16 protein-coding genes and 2 rRNA genes are annotated in these 14,665 nt (G+C 44.4%); 8 read left to right on the forward strand and 10 right to left on the reverse strand.

All coding sequences use genetic code 11. From position 1 onward, the window contains the following. Positions 1 to 91: 91 nt before the first annotated feature. The 3 genes from QT984_RS10005 to QT984_RS10015 form a co-directional block, all read right to left on the reverse strand. The gene (locus QT984_RS10005; protein ID WP_333052012.1) at positions 92 to 556 is read right to left on the reverse strand and encodes a YkvA family protein; all 465 of its coding nucleotides are present in this window, start codon (positions 554 to 556) and stop codon (positions 92 to 94) included. 49 nt (positions 557 to 605) lie between these two features. Beyond that, positions 606 to 1,793: an RNA-guided endonuclease TnpB family protein gene (locus QT984_RS10010; protein ID WP_333052010.1), complete on the reverse strand. Its 1,188-nt coding sequence runs from the start codon at positions 1,791 to 1,793 to the stop codon at positions 606 to 608. 83 nt (positions 1,794 to 1,876) lie between these two features. After that, the gene (locus QT984_RS10015; protein WP_333052007.1) at positions 1,877 to 2,326 is read right to left on the reverse strand and encodes a hypothetical protein; all 450 of its coding nucleotides are present in this window, start codon (positions 2,324 to 2,326) and stop codon (positions 1,877 to 1,879) included. 79 nt (positions 2,327 to 2,405) lie between these two features. Here QT984_RS10015 and QT984_RS10020 point away from each other — a divergent pair, with 79 nt between their 5' ends. Further along, positions 2,406 to 3,230: an NAD-dependent epimerase/dehydratase family protein gene (locus tag QT984_RS10020; RefSeq protein ID WP_333373875.1), complete on the forward strand. Its 825-nt coding sequence runs from the start codon at positions 2,406 to 2,408 to the stop codon at positions 3,228 to 3,230. A gap of 97 nt (positions 3,231 to 3,327) precedes the next feature. Here QT984_RS10020 and QT984_RS10025 read toward each other — a convergent pair whose 3' ends face one another. The 5 genes from QT984_RS10025 to sufB all read right to left on the reverse strand — a co-directional run bounded on the left by QT984_RS10025 (position 3,328) and on the right by sufB (position 9,376). After that, the gene (locus QT984_RS10025) at positions 3,328 to 3,960 is read right to left on the reverse strand and encodes a Uma2 family endonuclease (protein ID WP_333052003.1); all 633 of its coding nucleotides are present in this window, start codon (positions 3,958 to 3,960) and stop codon (positions 3,328 to 3,330) included. Positions 3,961 to 4,094: 134 nt separating this feature from the next. Continuing rightward, positions 4,095 to 5,357 (reverse strand): SufS family cysteine desulfurase, encoded by a 1,263-nt coding sequence (locus QT984_RS10030; protein WP_333052000.1) that lies wholly within the window; start codon positions 5,355 to 5,357, stop codon positions 4,095 to 4,097. 166 nt (positions 5,358 to 5,523) lie between these two features. Continuing rightward, positions 5,524 to 6,867, reverse strand: a complete 1,344-nt coding sequence (sufD, locus tag QT984_RS10035) for a Fe-S cluster assembly protein SufD (protein ID WP_333373877.1) — start codon at positions 6,865 to 6,867, stop codon at positions 5,524 to 5,526. Further along, positions 6,864 to 7,655 (reverse strand): Fe-S cluster assembly ATPase SufC, encoded by a 792-nt coding sequence (gene sufC / locus QT984_RS10040; RefSeq protein WP_333051994.1) that lies wholly within the window; start codon positions 7,653 to 7,655, stop codon positions 6,864 to 6,866. Before sufC ends, sufD begins: the two co-directional genes overlap by 4 nt. Positions 7,656 to 7,936: 281 nt before the next feature. Beyond that, positions 7,937 to 9,376: a Fe-S cluster assembly protein SufB gene (sufB, locus tag QT984_RS10045; protein ID WP_333051992.1), complete on the reverse strand. Its 1,440-nt coding sequence runs from the start codon at positions 9,374 to 9,376 to the stop codon at positions 7,937 to 7,939. Positions 9,377 to 9,563: 187 nt separating this feature from the next. On the opposite strand from sufB, the gene sufR reads away from it, so the two are divergent. Both sufR and QT984_RS10055 read left to right on the forward strand, forming a co-directional pair. Beyond that, positions 9,564 to 10,262 (forward strand): iron-sulfur cluster biosynthesis transcriptional regulator SufR, encoded by a 699-nt coding sequence (sufR, locus tag QT984_RS10050; protein WP_333051990.1) that lies wholly within the window; start codon positions 9,564 to 9,566, stop codon positions 10,260 to 10,262. A gap of 116 nt (positions 10,263 to 10,378) precedes the next feature. Continuing rightward, positions 10,379 to 10,786, forward strand: a complete 408-nt coding sequence (locus QT984_RS10055; protein ID WP_333373879.1) for a hypothetical protein — start codon at positions 10,379 to 10,381, stop codon at positions 10,784 to 10,786. A 1-nt stretch (position 10,787) separates the two neighbouring features. On the opposite strand, the gene QT984_RS10060 is transcribed toward QT984_RS10055, so the two are convergent. Then, complete coding sequence (locus tag QT984_RS10060; RefSeq protein ID WP_333373881.1) at positions 10,788 to 10,970, reverse strand: hypothetical protein; 183 nt, start codon at positions 10,968 to 10,970, stop codon at positions 10,788 to 10,790. 24 nt (positions 10,971 to 10,994) lie between these two features. Between QT984_RS10060 and rrf (QT984_RS10065) the strand changes: the two genes are divergently transcribed. From rrf (QT984_RS10065) to QT984_RS10085, 5 genes are all read left to right on the forward strand, one after another. Next, a 5S ribosomal RNA gene (gene rrf / locus QT984_RS10065) occupies positions 10,995 to 11,111 on the forward strand. Between the two features lie 216 nt (positions 11,112 to 11,327). After that, on the forward strand, positions 11,328 to 11,450 hold the full coding sequence (locus QT984_RS10070; RefSeq protein WP_333270744.1) for a hypothetical protein: 123 nt from the start codon (positions 11,328 to 11,330) through the stop codon (positions 11,448 to 11,450). Between the two features lie 238 nt (positions 11,451 to 11,688). Next, positions 11,689 to 11,805: ribosomal RNA gene (rrf, locus tag QT984_RS10075) — 5S ribosomal RNA — on the forward strand. 155 nt (positions 11,806 to 11,960) lie between these two features. Beyond that, the gene (locus QT984_RS10080; protein WP_333207739.1) at positions 11,961 to 12,179 is read left to right on the forward strand and encodes a DUF2283 domain-containing protein; all 219 of its coding nucleotides are present in this window, start codon (positions 11,961 to 11,963) and stop codon (positions 12,177 to 12,179) included. 52 nt (positions 12,180 to 12,231) lie between these two features. Then, entirely contained in the window at positions 12,232 to 12,630 is a 399-nt protein-coding gene (locus tag QT984_RS10085) for a transcriptional regulator (protein ID WP_333231599.1), read from the forward strand. A 189-nt stretch (positions 12,631 to 12,819) separates the two neighbouring features. Here QT984_RS10085 and QT984_RS10090 read toward each other — a convergent pair whose 3' ends face one another. Further along, the gene (locus QT984_RS10090) at positions 12,820 to 14,538 is read right to left on the reverse strand and encodes a hypothetical protein (RefSeq protein ID WP_333338746.1); all 1,719 of its coding nucleotides are present in this window, start codon (positions 14,536 to 14,538) and stop codon (positions 12,820 to 12,822) included. Positions 14,539 to 14,665 lie beyond the last annotated feature (127 nt).

Consider the following 14,665-nt stretch of genomic DNA (forward strand, 5'->3'; position numbering starts at 1 on the left):
ACTGACTACTGACTACTGACTACTGACTACTGACTACTGACTACTGACTACTGACTACTGACTACTGACTACTGACTACTGACTTCTAATATTATTTGCCAAACCAATCTTTCATTTTTTGTTTTGCTTGTTCTTTAGTATCAGCATTAATGTATACTGAAACAGTAGCTATTGCCGCCAGCAATACTCCTAAATCATCGGTAAATCCGATGCCGACTAATATATCGGGAATCGCATCGACAGGAGATATAAAATAGGTCAAAGCTCCAACTACAACTCCTTTTGCCCAAGCAGGCACGTTTGGGTTTTGAGCCGTATAGTAGAGAATCAAAGCTTTTTCAACTACTTCTCTTCCTGCGGTTAAAGCAAAGTTTTTAAGTTTAGCCCAAAAACTTTCATCTGAATAGTTAATTTGGGGGTTGCTGAGGTGTGTTGTGGTTTCTCTTCGGTCGATCACATCGAGAGGAATGCCCTTAGTTTTAAGCTGGTAAACAGCAGAATTGAAAGATGCTGAAACCTGATTTTTATTGGGCGCGGCCTCCCGTATTTGTTTCATGTCTGCGTTGACATCCACCCCGCCCTATAAGGGCGAGGATTCCTAAGACTCACGACTTAGGTTTCTGCTTCTGTCCCCTAGGGAGTTTCGCACCAGCCTTAACAGATTTACTCTGTTGGGGTCTTACAGTCGCTCCACAGACTGAAACGGCAAGCCCTGCCGCCAAAATGTTCTTCGCCGCATTGATATCACGATCATGGTGCGTCCCACAACTAGGACAATCCCATTCCCGAATATTCAACGGCAACTTGTCAACGATGTGTCCGCAATTTCCACATCGTTTAGAACTCGGAAACCAGCGGTCAATCTTAACTAAAGTGCGACCATACCAATCACACTTGTAGTCAAGTTGTCTGACCAATTCGCCCCAACTTGCATCACTTATAGAAGCGGCAAGTTTGGGGTTTTTAATCATATTCTTCACAGCTAAGTCTTCTACGGCGATGGTTTGGTTTTCACGCACCAACCGCGTCGTTAACTTGTGAAGATAGTCTTTTCTTGCATCAGTAATTTGTTGATGCACTTTCGCTACTTTGAGCCGTGCTTTGTAACGGTTATTTGATCCCTTTTGCTTACGGATTAAAGCTTTCTGCGCTCTTCTGAGCTTGCGATACTTTGTCTTAAATCCTTTGGGATTGGCAATCTTTTCACCAGTGCTTAAAGCAAGCAAGCTTGTAATTCCCAAGTCAATACCGACTTGATCACCTGTTTTGGGTAACTTTTCAATTTCAACATCTACCAGCAGAGAAACTGACCACCTGCCTGATGGTGCAAGCTTTACTGTAATAGTTGATGGTGTCGCACCATTAGGTAATGTCCGGCTCCAGCGAATTGGCAATGCTTGGGTGCTTTTTGCTAGGTAGACTTGTGCATCCCTAAATTTGAACGCTGACTTAGTGAATTCTGCACTACCACCATTGCGTTTCTTTTTGAAGTTAGGATATTTTGCCCGTCCATCAAAAAAGTTGGTATAAGCCGCTTGTAAATGTCTCAAGCATTGTTGCAATGGCACGCAGCTAACTTCGTTAAGAAAATCTAGTTCTTCAGTTTTCTTCCATTCGGTTAACATTGAAGAAGTCTCAGCATACCCTACCCGTTTCTGTTCTGTGTACCAAGCTTCAGTTCTTACTGCTAAAGCACGGTTGTAGACTAAACGGGCGCAACCCAAAGTACGTCGCAACAAACTTTCTTGTTCTGGCGTTGGGTAGAATCGGTAGCTGAAGGCTTTTAATGTCATATTTACCTTAAATGTGCTGCTTTACATAATAGCACGTCTTATGTGAAATAGTACGTCTTAACAAATATCTATGTAAAGCCGTCCTACAAGGACGGGGTTTCAGACCCATTTTCCTTGATGAATTCCTGCATGGCTTGGATTTGCAAGTCGGAAACCGCTAGCAGTTTTTTGGCTGATTGGATCGCCTCGCTTTCTGCAGGATGCAGCGTCTTATTTGCGCCAGCAATGTTAATTAAAAAATACATGACTCCCAAACGCAGCGGTTGTTGTGAATGGCTGAGTGTTTGCAAACAGTCGCCCAGTGATGGGGGACTGGCTGTGTAGGATTGGATTTGAGTCTTTGCAGAGTCAGAAAATTTGTCTAAATTTATGGTTTTAAACAACAAATCTAGTTCGTCAATATCAATGGAACCGTCGGCGGCTGCGATCGCAAACAAAGAACCATAAAAAGCTAAAAGTTCGCTTTCTGAGGAGGTGGCAAAAATATCTCTCTCGGACATGATGCTACTCCGATTGATAACGATGCTTTGCATTTTACCACAAAACTCAGCGCGCCATGATTTCAGAAACCGGCAATAATTTTAGACAGCATGAAACAATGGAGGATTTTTTATGAAAGTTGCGATCGTCGGCTGCGGCTATGTGGGTACTGCGACAGCCAAACATTTACGTGGCAAATCTGATTGTACCGTGACGGCGACAACTACCACGGCGACGCGAGTAGTTGAGTTGGAGGGTGTCGCGCAGCGGGTAGCCGTGCTCAAAGGAAATGACAAAGATGCAATGAGGGCTGTACTGCAAGAACAAGATGCTGTTATGCTGTGCGTAGGTGCTCCAAATCCTCATGCTTATCGGGAAAGTTATTTAGATACGGCGACAACTTTAGTAGCGGTTTTACAGCAGATACCGACAGTCAAGCAGGTTATTTATACGGGTACTTATTCTGTGTATGGCGATCGCCAAGGTGAATTGGTAAATGAAGAATCCCCCGTCGCGCCTGCTAATCCAAACGGTGAAATTCTCGCAGAAACAGAACAGGTTTTATTAGCAGCATCTAGTCCCAATCTTCAAGTCTGCATTCTCCGTTTGGGAGGAATTTATGGGCCTGGGCGAGAATTAGTTAAAATCTTTAGAGGCTGGGCTGGGAGCACTCGTCCCGGTAGGGGGGAAGATGCTACTAATTGGGTGCATCGAGATGATATTGTTGGGGGGTTAACTTTTGCTTTGGAAAATCAATTGCAGGGAATTTACAATTTAGTCGGGGATGTGTCGCTATCGAGTGGTGAATTGCTCGATCGCATTTTTGAAGCTAATAATTTGCCTAAAGTTTCTTGGGATGGAAGTCCTAGCGTGCGGCCTTATAATGCTAGCGTGTCGAATCAAAAGATTAAGGCGGCGGGTTATCAGTTTGTTTATCCTGAAATTAGGGAGTTTTAGTTGGGCGATCGCTCTTTTGTTAAACCGCATCTTTTTCACAGGCGGGACGCCCGTGCCACAATGAACGCGGATGGACGAAAGGGCGATATTCACCGCTTTAGATTTTTTCCCTAACCCAAATTCTAAATGATTTCAGTAATGCAATTTCTCCCATTGTTTTAGTCTGCTCAAAAAACCTACTCATTTCTGTTGATGATAAAAAGGGAAAAGCAATACTGAAATTGCATTCAACATACTCCTCGGAAGCTAACTGATAAAATTTTAAAACTCGCCCGTTATATCTCCAGAGTTCGGGTACGCCAAGTGCCGAGTAAATTCCTGACTTATTAATTGAACTGCTGGTAATATCTATTTCAATTGCCAAGTCGGGCGGTGGGGCAGTTTCTAAGTCTAGTTCTTGCCTGCCTCTGACTGCTGGTTCACTTTGAATATAATAACAATTGTCAGGTTCTATACCCTTTTTAGCCTGTTCTTGCTTGAGAGTCATTGAGCCAGCACTTTTGATTTCAATGCCGAGTTCTTCTGCTAAAATGAAAATGAAGCGATCGGACTGAATCTTGGGATTTTCATGTTCGTATAAAGGACTCATAATTTCCAACATCCCGTTATCATAAGCTATGCGATAACCTCGGCGATCGCCTATTTCTTTGAGCAACGTTTCAAAGGTTGACCAGCTAATGTTTTCTAGCAGTGTTCTCTGTTCGGCTAAACTTGAAGTAGTAGCAATCATCTCAAAATCTCCTTGAGCTGAGAAAACTCTAGTTTTATTTTACCACAGGCCCAGATACTATGAAAAAGGGGGTTGTTTTTTTGAACCGCCGACATCTGCGGTTCAAAAAAAAGCCATTTCAATCACTAATTAACTTACCCCATAATCCCACCAAAAAAGTCGATCGTCTCTTTCAACGCTTTCACAAACACATCAATCTCCTCGCGAGTATTGTAAAAATACAAACTCGCCCGCGCCGTAGATGAAACGTTCAAATAGCGGTGCAAAGCTTGCGTGCAGTGATGCCCGGAACGAATCGCGACTCCCTCCTGATCTAACATGGTAGACAAGTCTTGAGGGTGAATTTCTCCGGCTGTAAATGCCGCTAATGCAGCCCTACCTTCACCGTTGCTGTCTGGTTGTGGCCCGTAAATTTTGATTTCGGGAATTTGCCGCAATTGTTGGAACATATAAGCATTCAATTCTGCTTCGCAAGCGTGAATCTTATCCATGCCAATGTTACTAAGATAATCGATTGCTGCACCGAGGGCGATCGCCTCTCCGATTGCAGGCGTGCCGGCCTCAAATTTGTGCGGCAAATCGGCATAGGTGGAGTAATCGAGAAACACGTCAGCAATCATCTCGCCGCCGCCGAAAAACGGAGGCATTTCTCTCAGCAAGTCCAGTTTACCGTACAGAAAACCGATGCCAGTCGGAGCGCACATTTTGTGACCGGAAGCAACCAGCCAATCGCAATCTATTGCTTGCACGTCTACTATCATGTGCGGCACGCTTTGGCAAGCATCTATTAAAACTCTTGCGCCGAAACTGTGGGCAATTTTGCAGATTTCTTTGACTGGACTGATGCAGCCCAAAGTATTAGAAACGTGAACGGTTGACACCAATTTAGTTTTATGGGAAATCAGCGTTTTAAACTGTTCCAAATCAAACTCGTTAGTTTCCGTTAACTCGACAAACTTCAGCACCGCACCGGTTCTTTGAGCCATCATTTGCCAGGGAACGAGATTGCTGTGGTGTTCCATCACCGACAGGATAATTTCATCTCCGGCTTGCAGATTGCTCAAACCCCAAGAATAAGCAACCAAATTAATCGCTTCGGTGGCGTTGCGAGTGTAAACAATTTCTTGCCGCGACGCGGCATTGACAAAAGCAGCAACTTTGTCTCTAGCACCTTCGTAAGCATCAGTGGCTTTGGCACTGAGAGTGTGAGCGCCACGGTGGACGTTTGCATTGTATTGTCCGTAGTAATCACGCCAAGCGTTGAGCACAGCTAGGGGTTTTTGAGAAGTAGCTGCATTGTCTAAATAAACTAGCGGTTTACCGTTAACTTTTTCATTCAAAATTGGGAAGTCGCCGCGAACTTTTGAGGCAAGTGTTTTTTCTTGAATAAGTGTCATATTTTTTGAAGTTAGTGATTTGTCGTTGGGTGGGGGCGGGTTTACGAGATTGTTGGTTTGAGGCAATTATTATTCGTGAAACCCGCCCCTACAGGCTGTTAAAAATGGTGCAAGATGTTGTAGGGACACAGCACTGCTGTGTCCTCTGTGTCCTCATATTTATGAGTTATCCTTGGACGGCCACGCAGGTAGAAAGCATTTTCGCCACTCCAAGAATCGGTAATTGATTGAGCATTTCCGCCGCAAAAGCATCGATTAGCAAATAGCGACTTCTTTCTAAATCCAAACCGCGACTTTGCAAGTAGAAAAGTTCATCATCTTCTAATTGACTGACAGTTGCACCGTGGGAACATTTAACGTTGTCGGCGACAATTTCCAACTGCGGTTTGGTATCTACGCGAGCTCTCGGCGACAGCAACAAATTCCGGCTCAATTGTCCGGCATCTGTCAATTGGGCGGCTTTGCGAACGAAAACTTTGCCGTTAAATACAGCGCGAGCTTTGTTGCCAACAATGCACTTGTGCAATTGGCGGCTTGTACCGTGGGGGTGATTGAAATCGATTAAACTGTGAGTGTCTGATAACTGTTCGCCAAAGGCTACAGTTAAACCATTTAGAGTTGTTTCAGTGGCTTCGCCGCGCTGAAATACTTCTAAATTGTGCCGCGATATTTTGCCTCCCAAACTGATAGCATGACAAGTGTAACGGCTATTACGAGATTGTTCGATCGCACTTTTGCCGATATGAACAACTTCTCCACCTTCCCGCTGCAGCCGAACGTGATTCACAGTGGCGTTTTCGCCGACAATAACATCCGTTACAGCATTAGTAAACGCTGGTACATTACCGATAGTTGCGTAATCCTCAACTAGCGTGACATTGCTTCCAGGCTCAGCTATGACCAAGCAGTGCGGCTGGGACATCGTGCCAGATGCACCGGGCGCTGTCAGGAACAGCAAGTGAATCGGAAGTTCGATCGACATATTGGCCGGCACGAACACCACCGCAGAATCCGCCAAACCCGCAGTATTCAGCGCGGTAAACACCTCAGTTTGCTGTCTGTGCTTGCTCAAAACATCGCTGATGCGCCCTTGATATTTTTCGGGTACATTGGATAGATTACCTGCGTAAAAGTCGAGCGGCAAATTCGGAAAAACCGACGACTCCACCGTTGACAAATCCGGCGCATAAAACCCGTTGACAAACACCAATCTTAATGGTAAATCTGCCTTGTTTTTCACTGGCATAATGATATCAGCCAGCTTAACTTTTGACTGATTGCTCTGGGGTATATGAAAAGGAATTTGCAACACCGACGACAAATCAGTAAAGCGCCATTCTTCATCCTTCACCGTCGGAAAAGTCGAAGAAAGCACGTATTCAGTCGCCGCATCCCGCAAATCCTGCAACCCGTAAGCAGAACTTTCCTTATTAGCTGCGCCCAACTTGCCGCACTGATTCACCAAATCAGTCAAAAACATTTCCCTACTAGCAACTTGCGTATTCATCATCGCGCGCCCACTCCTGCTGCTTCCTCTTCCACAACCCAGTCATAACCGCGCTCTTCCAATTCGAGCGCCAACTCTTTCGGGCCAGTCAAGATAATTCTACCGGCTTCCATGACGTGAATAAAATCAGGAATAATGTAATTCAGCAACCGCTGATAGTGAGTAATCACCAACATCGAATTCTCAGCAGTTGACAACTGATTCACACCGCCGGCGACAATCTTGAGAGCATCGATATCCAAACCCGAATCAGTCTCATCCAAAATAGCTAACTTCGGTTCCAACAGCGCCATTTGCAAAATTTCATTCCGCTTTTTCTCGCCGCCGGAAAAACCCTCATTAACGCTGCGGCCTAAAAAAGAATCATTCATCTTGACAATATCCAGCTTGTCCTCGATTAAATCTTGGAAATCAAAAGCATCCAATTCTTCCAAGCCGCGATGTTTGCGGTGAGCATTGTAAGCCACGCGCAAGAAATCCAGATTGCTAACGCCGGGAATTTCTAAAGGATATTGGAAAGCTAGGAACACGCCAGCCAAAGAACGTTCTTCCGGCGCTAATTCCAGCAAATTTTGACCCAGAAAAGTAACTTCTCCGCCCGTTACTGTATAAGCAGGATGACCCGCTAATATTTTGGATAAAGTGCTTTTCCCCGAACCGTTCGGGCCCATAATCGCGTGAATTTCACCCGATTTAATTTCCAGATTTAAACCCTTAAGGATTTGGGTATCTTCCACATTCGCAGTTAAATCGCGGACGGATAGCACCACTTGACTATTTTCAACAATCATCTATTTTTGTCCTTTTCCTCAATGCACTTTACAGTTTTTTTCTCGTTGCTAGCCTGTACCCATTGGTGACAATTTAACGTTAAACCGATAGTCCGCCAGGGAATGAATTCCCTGTCTCAAAGCTAAAGTCCTCGCTATGAGGACTGAGAAGAAAACTTTTAAACTCATTAGTCCTCTTTAGAGGACTTTAGCTATTAGCCAGGGAATTCATTCCCTGGCGGACGGGGAGCTTAAGTTGTCACCGATGGACTCGGCCTGGAAGGGTTTATCGGCCGCGAAAATTATCCGACACTTCCTTCGAGTTTCAGACTCAACAGCTTATCAGCTTCCGCCGCAAATTCCATCGGTAACTGATTGAAAACATCTTTACAGAAACCGCTAATCATCATCGAAATAGCATTTTCTGCGGAAATTCCCCGCTGTGCGAAGAAGAACAATTGCTCTTCCCCAATCTTAGAAGTAGAAGCTTCGTGTTCGACTTTAGCAGTGTGGTTCTGCACTTGAATATAAGGGAAAGTATTCGCTTGAGCGTTATCCCCAATCAGCATGGAATCGCACTGAGAGTAATTGCGAGATCCTTTAGCATTCGGCCCCATTTTCACCAAACCGCGATAGCTGTTGGATGAATTTCCCGCCGAAATTCCCTTAGAAATAATCGTGCTGCGAGTATTTTTACCAACGTGAATCATTTTGGTGCCGGTGTCAGCTTGCTGCTTGTTATTTGTCAACGCTACCGAGTAGAATTCGCCCACCGAGTTGTCGCCGACTAACACGCAACTGGGATATTTCCAAGTAATCGCTGAACCGGTTTCTACTTGTGTCCAAGAAATCTTAGAATTGACTCCTTGACACAAACCCCGTTTCGTCACGAAGTTGTAAATGCCGCCTTTGCCGTTGGCATCGCCAGCGTACCAGTTTTGCACTGTGGAGTATTTGATATCGGCATTGTCCATTGTTACCAATTCGACTACGGCGGCGTGCAGTTGATTGGTGTCAAACATCGGCGCGGTGCAGCCTTCTAGGTAAGATACAGAACTGTTTTCTTCTGCAACAATTAGTGTGCGCTCGAACTGGCCGGAATCTCCGTTGTTGATGCGGAAATAGGTTGACAATTCCATTGGGCATTTGACCCCTTTGGGAATGTAAACAAAGGAACCGTCGCTGAATACGGCGGAGTTGAGGGCTGCGAAAAAGTTGTCGCCGACTGGTACGACGCTGCCGAGATATTTTTCTATTAGTTCGGGATAATCTTTGACGGCTTCTGAGATGGAACAGAAAATAACGCCATCTTTGGCTAACTTTTCTCTAAATGTTGTGGCAATTGAAACGCTGTCGAAAACGGCATCGACGGCGACATTTCCCAGCCGTTTTTGTTCGGATAGGGGAATGCCGAGTTTCTCGAAGGTTTCTAGCAGTGTCGGGTCTACTTCGTCCAAACTGTTGAGCTTTTTGGGCTTTTGTTTGGGCGCGGAATAGTAGATAATTTGTTGGTAGTCGATCGCGGGATAGTTGACGTGGGGCCAGGTGGGCTCGGTCATTGTCAGCCACTTCCGGTATGCTTTGAGGCGGAATTGCAGCATGAATTCCGGTTCGTTTTTCTTGGCGGAAATCAGGCGGACTACATCTTCGCTCAAGCCGCGGGGGATGGTGTCTGACTCGATGTCGGTGACGAAACCGTATTTATACGGCTGGTTGACTAGGGTTGTGACTGTAGAGCTCATTAATTTTGCGCTTTCGAGTGTTCTGGATATGTCTCTCAAAGATGGCAGACGCGGAACTGTCGGGGGCCCGGCGAGTTCTGGGGGCTGCTGCAAGGAAGTTAAACAACAGATTTGTTGCTTTAGTATATTTTAAGCTACATTAACAACAGTGATATTGTCAAAGTCAAATTAATAATTTTTTGTGAAGATGATGGAGACTACTCAGCAGACTTCCACGAAACAAGACATCCTGCAATATTTGCTCAAGGGGGGGCAGGGGACGGCTCTTGAGTTGGCGGAGTCTTTGGATATCAGTCCGCAGGCGATTCGCCGTCACTTGAAGGATTTGGAAGCGGAGGGGCTGATTCAGTATCAGTCGGTTCAGGCTGGGATGGGGCGGCCGCAGCACATTTATGAGCTTACCAGTCAGGGGCGCGATCGATTCCCGAATCGTTATGGTGATTTTGCTGTCTCTTTCCTGGATACGTTGGCGGAAACCGTCGGCCGCGAGCAAGTGATTACTATCTTGCAAAAACAGTGGCAGCGCAAGGCGACGGAGTATCGGCGGCTGGTGGGTGCGGGCTCGCTGCAAGAGCGGGTGACTAAGTTAATGGAACTCCGCAGGGCTGAAGGTTATATGGCTGAGTGTTATCCTGTAGAATCTGTGGAGGTTGGGATCTGCGATCGCACTGGTTTGGGCGATCGATTTGTGTTGATGGAACACAATTGCGCGATTTCTAATGTTGCTGAAACTTTTCCGAGTGTTTGTGGCAATGAGTTGGAAATGTTTGCGGCGGTTTTGCCGGATTGTATTGTGGAGCGAACTCACTGGATTATTGATGGGGAACACCGCTGCGGTTATTTGATTGCAAGGAGGAAGGAAGAAGTTCGGCAACGGATTTTGTAACGGATTTAACGGATGTCACGCATGGAAGTTCGACAACGGATGAGTGTAACCGATGTCACGGATATCAGGGATTACCGATTACCGATGACCGATTAGCAATTACTAATTTTTAATATATGGAACCGCTAGCAGATTTTTTAAAGCCGGAAGAGTGTGCGGAAGTTGATATGGCGCTGCTGTCGTCGAAGGAAAAGTTTTCGGCGCGGGTGGCAATTTATGCTTTGAGGGTGCTCAAGCAAATTGCTGGGGAGACTGGGAAGCCGGTGGCTGAGGTGACTAATGGGCAGGTGATGGATTGGATTAAGAATGATGAGAGTATTAAAGGGTCGATCGAACTTGATGCGAGTTTTGAAAACTTTTTTACGAATTTGGTAATTGCGTCTTTGCGGCCGTTGAGGCAAATTGCGACAGAATCTGAAAGCGCGATCGAACAATTAACAGTTAAGCAGGTCGTGGCGTGGTTTGTGAAGGACGGGAAGATTCGCAGAGAACAGGGAACCGAGGCGGCTTTTTTGGATTTGTGAGTTAAAGGTCGATCGGCCCCACCCCCAAACCAGGCCTCAAACCCCGATCGTTCCAGCGGTTTCGGACGATCGAAAAAAACTTTTGACAAAGGGGTTGACAGACAGGGGAAAACTTGATAAGGTAATTAAGTCGAGCGAAAGAGATGCAGCGCATCAAGCTTAGCATTAAGCTAAACGCAGACACAGGATTAAAAGTTTTCAAAGCTTTCCTGGTGCTTATGATGTAATGGAACCACTCCGATCCATCCCGAACTCGGTTGTTAAACGTTGCTATGGCGAAGATACTCGGCGGGTCACTGCCCGGTAAAATAGCTCAGTGCCAGGTTAATAATAAATTAAAGCTCTTTTCCCGCAACAACGGAAAAGGGCTTTAGTTTTTTGGTGAGTTATTAGGCATCTACACAAAAGCTGGTCTTGGGCCCTTTGTAGAAATCTCAATATTCTGGGTCAGCAGCAGATTTGTGGTCGATCGAGCTTGATGCGAGTTTTGAAAACTTTTTTACGAATAGGGTGGTGGCGTCTTTGCGGCTTTTGAGGCAAATTGCGACAGAAGCCGAGAGGGGCGATCGAACAATTAACAGTTAAGCAGGTTGTGGCGTGGTTTGAGAAGGACGGCAAGATTCCCAGAGAACAGGGAACCGAGGCGGCTTTTTTGGATTTGTGATCTGCCTGACGCGCGGAGACCACAGAAACCGGGTTTTTTACCGAATCTGTGGGATCTAAAGCGTCTTCTCGTGAAAAACCCGGTTTCTAGACTCCCATGCGTCCAGGGCGATCGAAAAAAAGTTTTGACTTTGGGGTTGACAGACCGGGGAAAACTTGATACAGTAATTAAGTCGAGCGAAAGAGATGCAGCGCATCAAGCTTAATGCAGACACAGGATTAAAAGTTTTCAAAGCTTTCCTGGTGCTTATGATGTAATGGAACCACTCCGATCCATCCCGAACTCGGTTGTTAAACGTTGCTATGGCGAAGATACTCGGCGGGTCACTGCCCGGTAAAATAGCTCAGTGCCAGGTTAATAATAAATTAAAGCTCTTTTCCCGCAACAACGGAAAAGGGCTTTAGTTTTTTGGTGAGTTATTAGTCATTCTCTTTATGGCTTGGCGGTTGAAACCGCTACTAAACAAACGAAGTCGGCCGACGCGGACTGAATAATAAGAGGTAAAAATTTATGAAGATTAGTTATGATTCCGAAATTGATGCTCTCTATATTAGACTTGTAGAAGGTAAGCATCAGTGTCGCACTTTAGAGTTAACTGACGAAATTGCTTTAAATATTGGGGAAAATGAGTTATTGGTAGGGATAGAAGTTTTAGATGCTACACAGGTTTTAGGTAGTGGAAATGTACCTAATGTAGTGCTAGAAAATATAGCTTTTACTGTAGCTTAAATAGGGAAATCAATCGCTACCTGTGTAAATATAAGTAAGGATGAGTGGAAAAATGATCCGTACTTTGGATGCAAAATCTTATACAGATTTACTTGTTCGCTATCAACCAAAACCGATCGCAAATGAGGCAGAAAACGAGGCCGCGATCGCTCTCGCTTGCGAACTGGAACACCGCCCTATGCGATCGCTGGAGTCAGAGCTATTTCTGGAGCTTTTGATAACGCTGATTGAAAAATTTGAATCTGAAAATTATCCGATTCCTGCAGGAAATGCTGCTTCAATGTTGCAACATTTAATGGATGCGAGAAATTTGGACAAATCAGATTTGATTCCTGTTTTGGGAACGGAAACAGAGGTTGAGCAAGTTTTTGTTAGTGGAAGGGCGATCGAAATAGATGAAGCCACGAAGTTAGCCGATTTTTTCCAAGTGGATATTAGTTTGTTTCTTTAATCGCCAGCCGCTACTTGTTGAGTAGGAATTGCTGATATTCGCTCTCCGGCTGATTAATCATTAGTTTTAAGCGATCGCCCTTATTTTAGCAGTGAATAGTGGGCGATCATCTTGCCTTTTCCTTTGCACCTATATGAGCCGTCAGGATACTGGTAGAGGCAGACCTTTTCGATGCTTCCATAGTTCTTCCTACTTTAGATACGAATTTGCCCATTTATAGCGATTTGAATCTTTACTCAGAAGATACTCTGCAACTTCTCTACGTTTATCCTTGTCTTTTGTCATTCTGACAATTCTTTCAATTTCGTCATCGGTATCGTCAGCCCCACGTTCTGCGGCCAGTTCAAACCAATTATCACCATCCGCATATTCACCTCTGTCGTAACAAATTGCTCCCATAAGGGTATAGGGTTGGTGACTATCAGGGTGACATTCTCTTGCTTGCGTTGCACAATTTTCTGCTTCATCTAGTTGATTAAGATCCCGAAATGCTGCACCTCTAGTTACCCACAGAGCTGATTTCAGGTCAGATTCTTGTACTTTGTTCCAGTTCACATTTTCTGTTACTTTTAGAGCTTTTTCCGGCTCATCTGCCTTCCGCCAGTTACTACTTGCACTCGGTAGCTTCCATCTGTTTCCAGTTCGTTGATGTTCTTTTTCGCAAAATATTGCTTCTAATCTGTAGTAGGCGATCGCTATCTTTCCATGTCGAGCAAGACGACCTTCTTCAATTAATTGAATGACTTGTTTTGGGTCGAGTCGTTCCTCTCGCTCAAGTTTGAGCATAATTTCATAAAATGGGTCGAGCGCTAATTGACCCACAATCTGATACTTGGTTTTTAATGTCCTGAAGTGGATCTGTTTGGCAATATCTACTGTCTCAACAAGTCCTTCTTCTGACAACCACTGAATATCTTTTTCGTCAATCAATACTTTCGATTCCTCAGAAGGGTTGGAAGTTTTTGATTCACTAATCTCAAAAATTCTAAGGATTAAAAATAAACGGCTCGAAGGTTCTGAGCTTTGATATTGAGTGGCTTTGTATTTCTTTTTAAGTTCCGCAAAGAATCTTCTGTCCTTACGCTCTCGATCGATTGAAATTAACTCGCTCAAGTTTTGCTGTTTCAACCATTCACATTCACTAGGCTCTAATTCTAATTCTGAGTTGAATTTGCTCAAAATAGAATATAGTAGACTAGAAATAGAAGTATCTGGGTGAGAATCAATCTGATATTTAGACTTTAGTTCTGAAAATTCAATTTCAGCTTTCCTTTCATCCTCTTGCTGCCAATGAATTTCTAGTGTTTCTCCAAAATCTAATTCTAAAAGCCATTCAGCTTCGAAGTTAGATAATTGCTCTCTCGCATCAAGCTTTTTCAGAATTGAATACAGAGGCTCTTCAGGAAATTGGTTTAGATTCTTAGTCGCTTTATAGTTAATTTTGAGTTTTGAAAAGTTACGAATATCTTGAATCAAAGTTATTGTGTCTACAAGACCATGATTATTTAGTAGTTCCAACTCTGAATCTGTAAGGCTATACCCAGGATCTAATTTCCAAAGTATTGAATAGACTGGGCTGGAGATTGGAATCTCTAACTGTTTTGGAATATGGTACTTAGTTCGCAGTTGTAGAAATTCAGCTTCTAGCCTCTTCTTGTCTTGTGCTTGGTATTGCTGTAAAGAAATGATTTCAACGGTTCCGACAAGGCGATTCTCTGTTAGCCATTGAAACTCTAGGTTTGTGACCTGAATGCCCAGGTCGGCTTTTCTCAGTATCAGATATAGGAAACTATCAGATACACCACTATTATACTGACCTACTTGATATTTCTGTTTAAGAGCAGCAAAGTGCCTTTTCTGTAGCTCACTATTATCCATACCTGCATCCATACCTGATGTGATATTCACGGCAATTAGTTAACCCTATATGAGTCAGATGAACAGCCTTAAGAGGCTCAATCTTTTTTTGATACCAAAGTAAACCCATTTATCCCATCAAAGCACCAATACCCAACGTTGTCAACAGGAGACTCGT

Source organism: Microcoleus sp. Z1_B2 (assembly GCF_036700325.1).
GTDB lineage: Bacteria > Cyanobacteriota > Cyanobacteriia > Cyanobacteriales > Microcoleaceae > Microcoleus.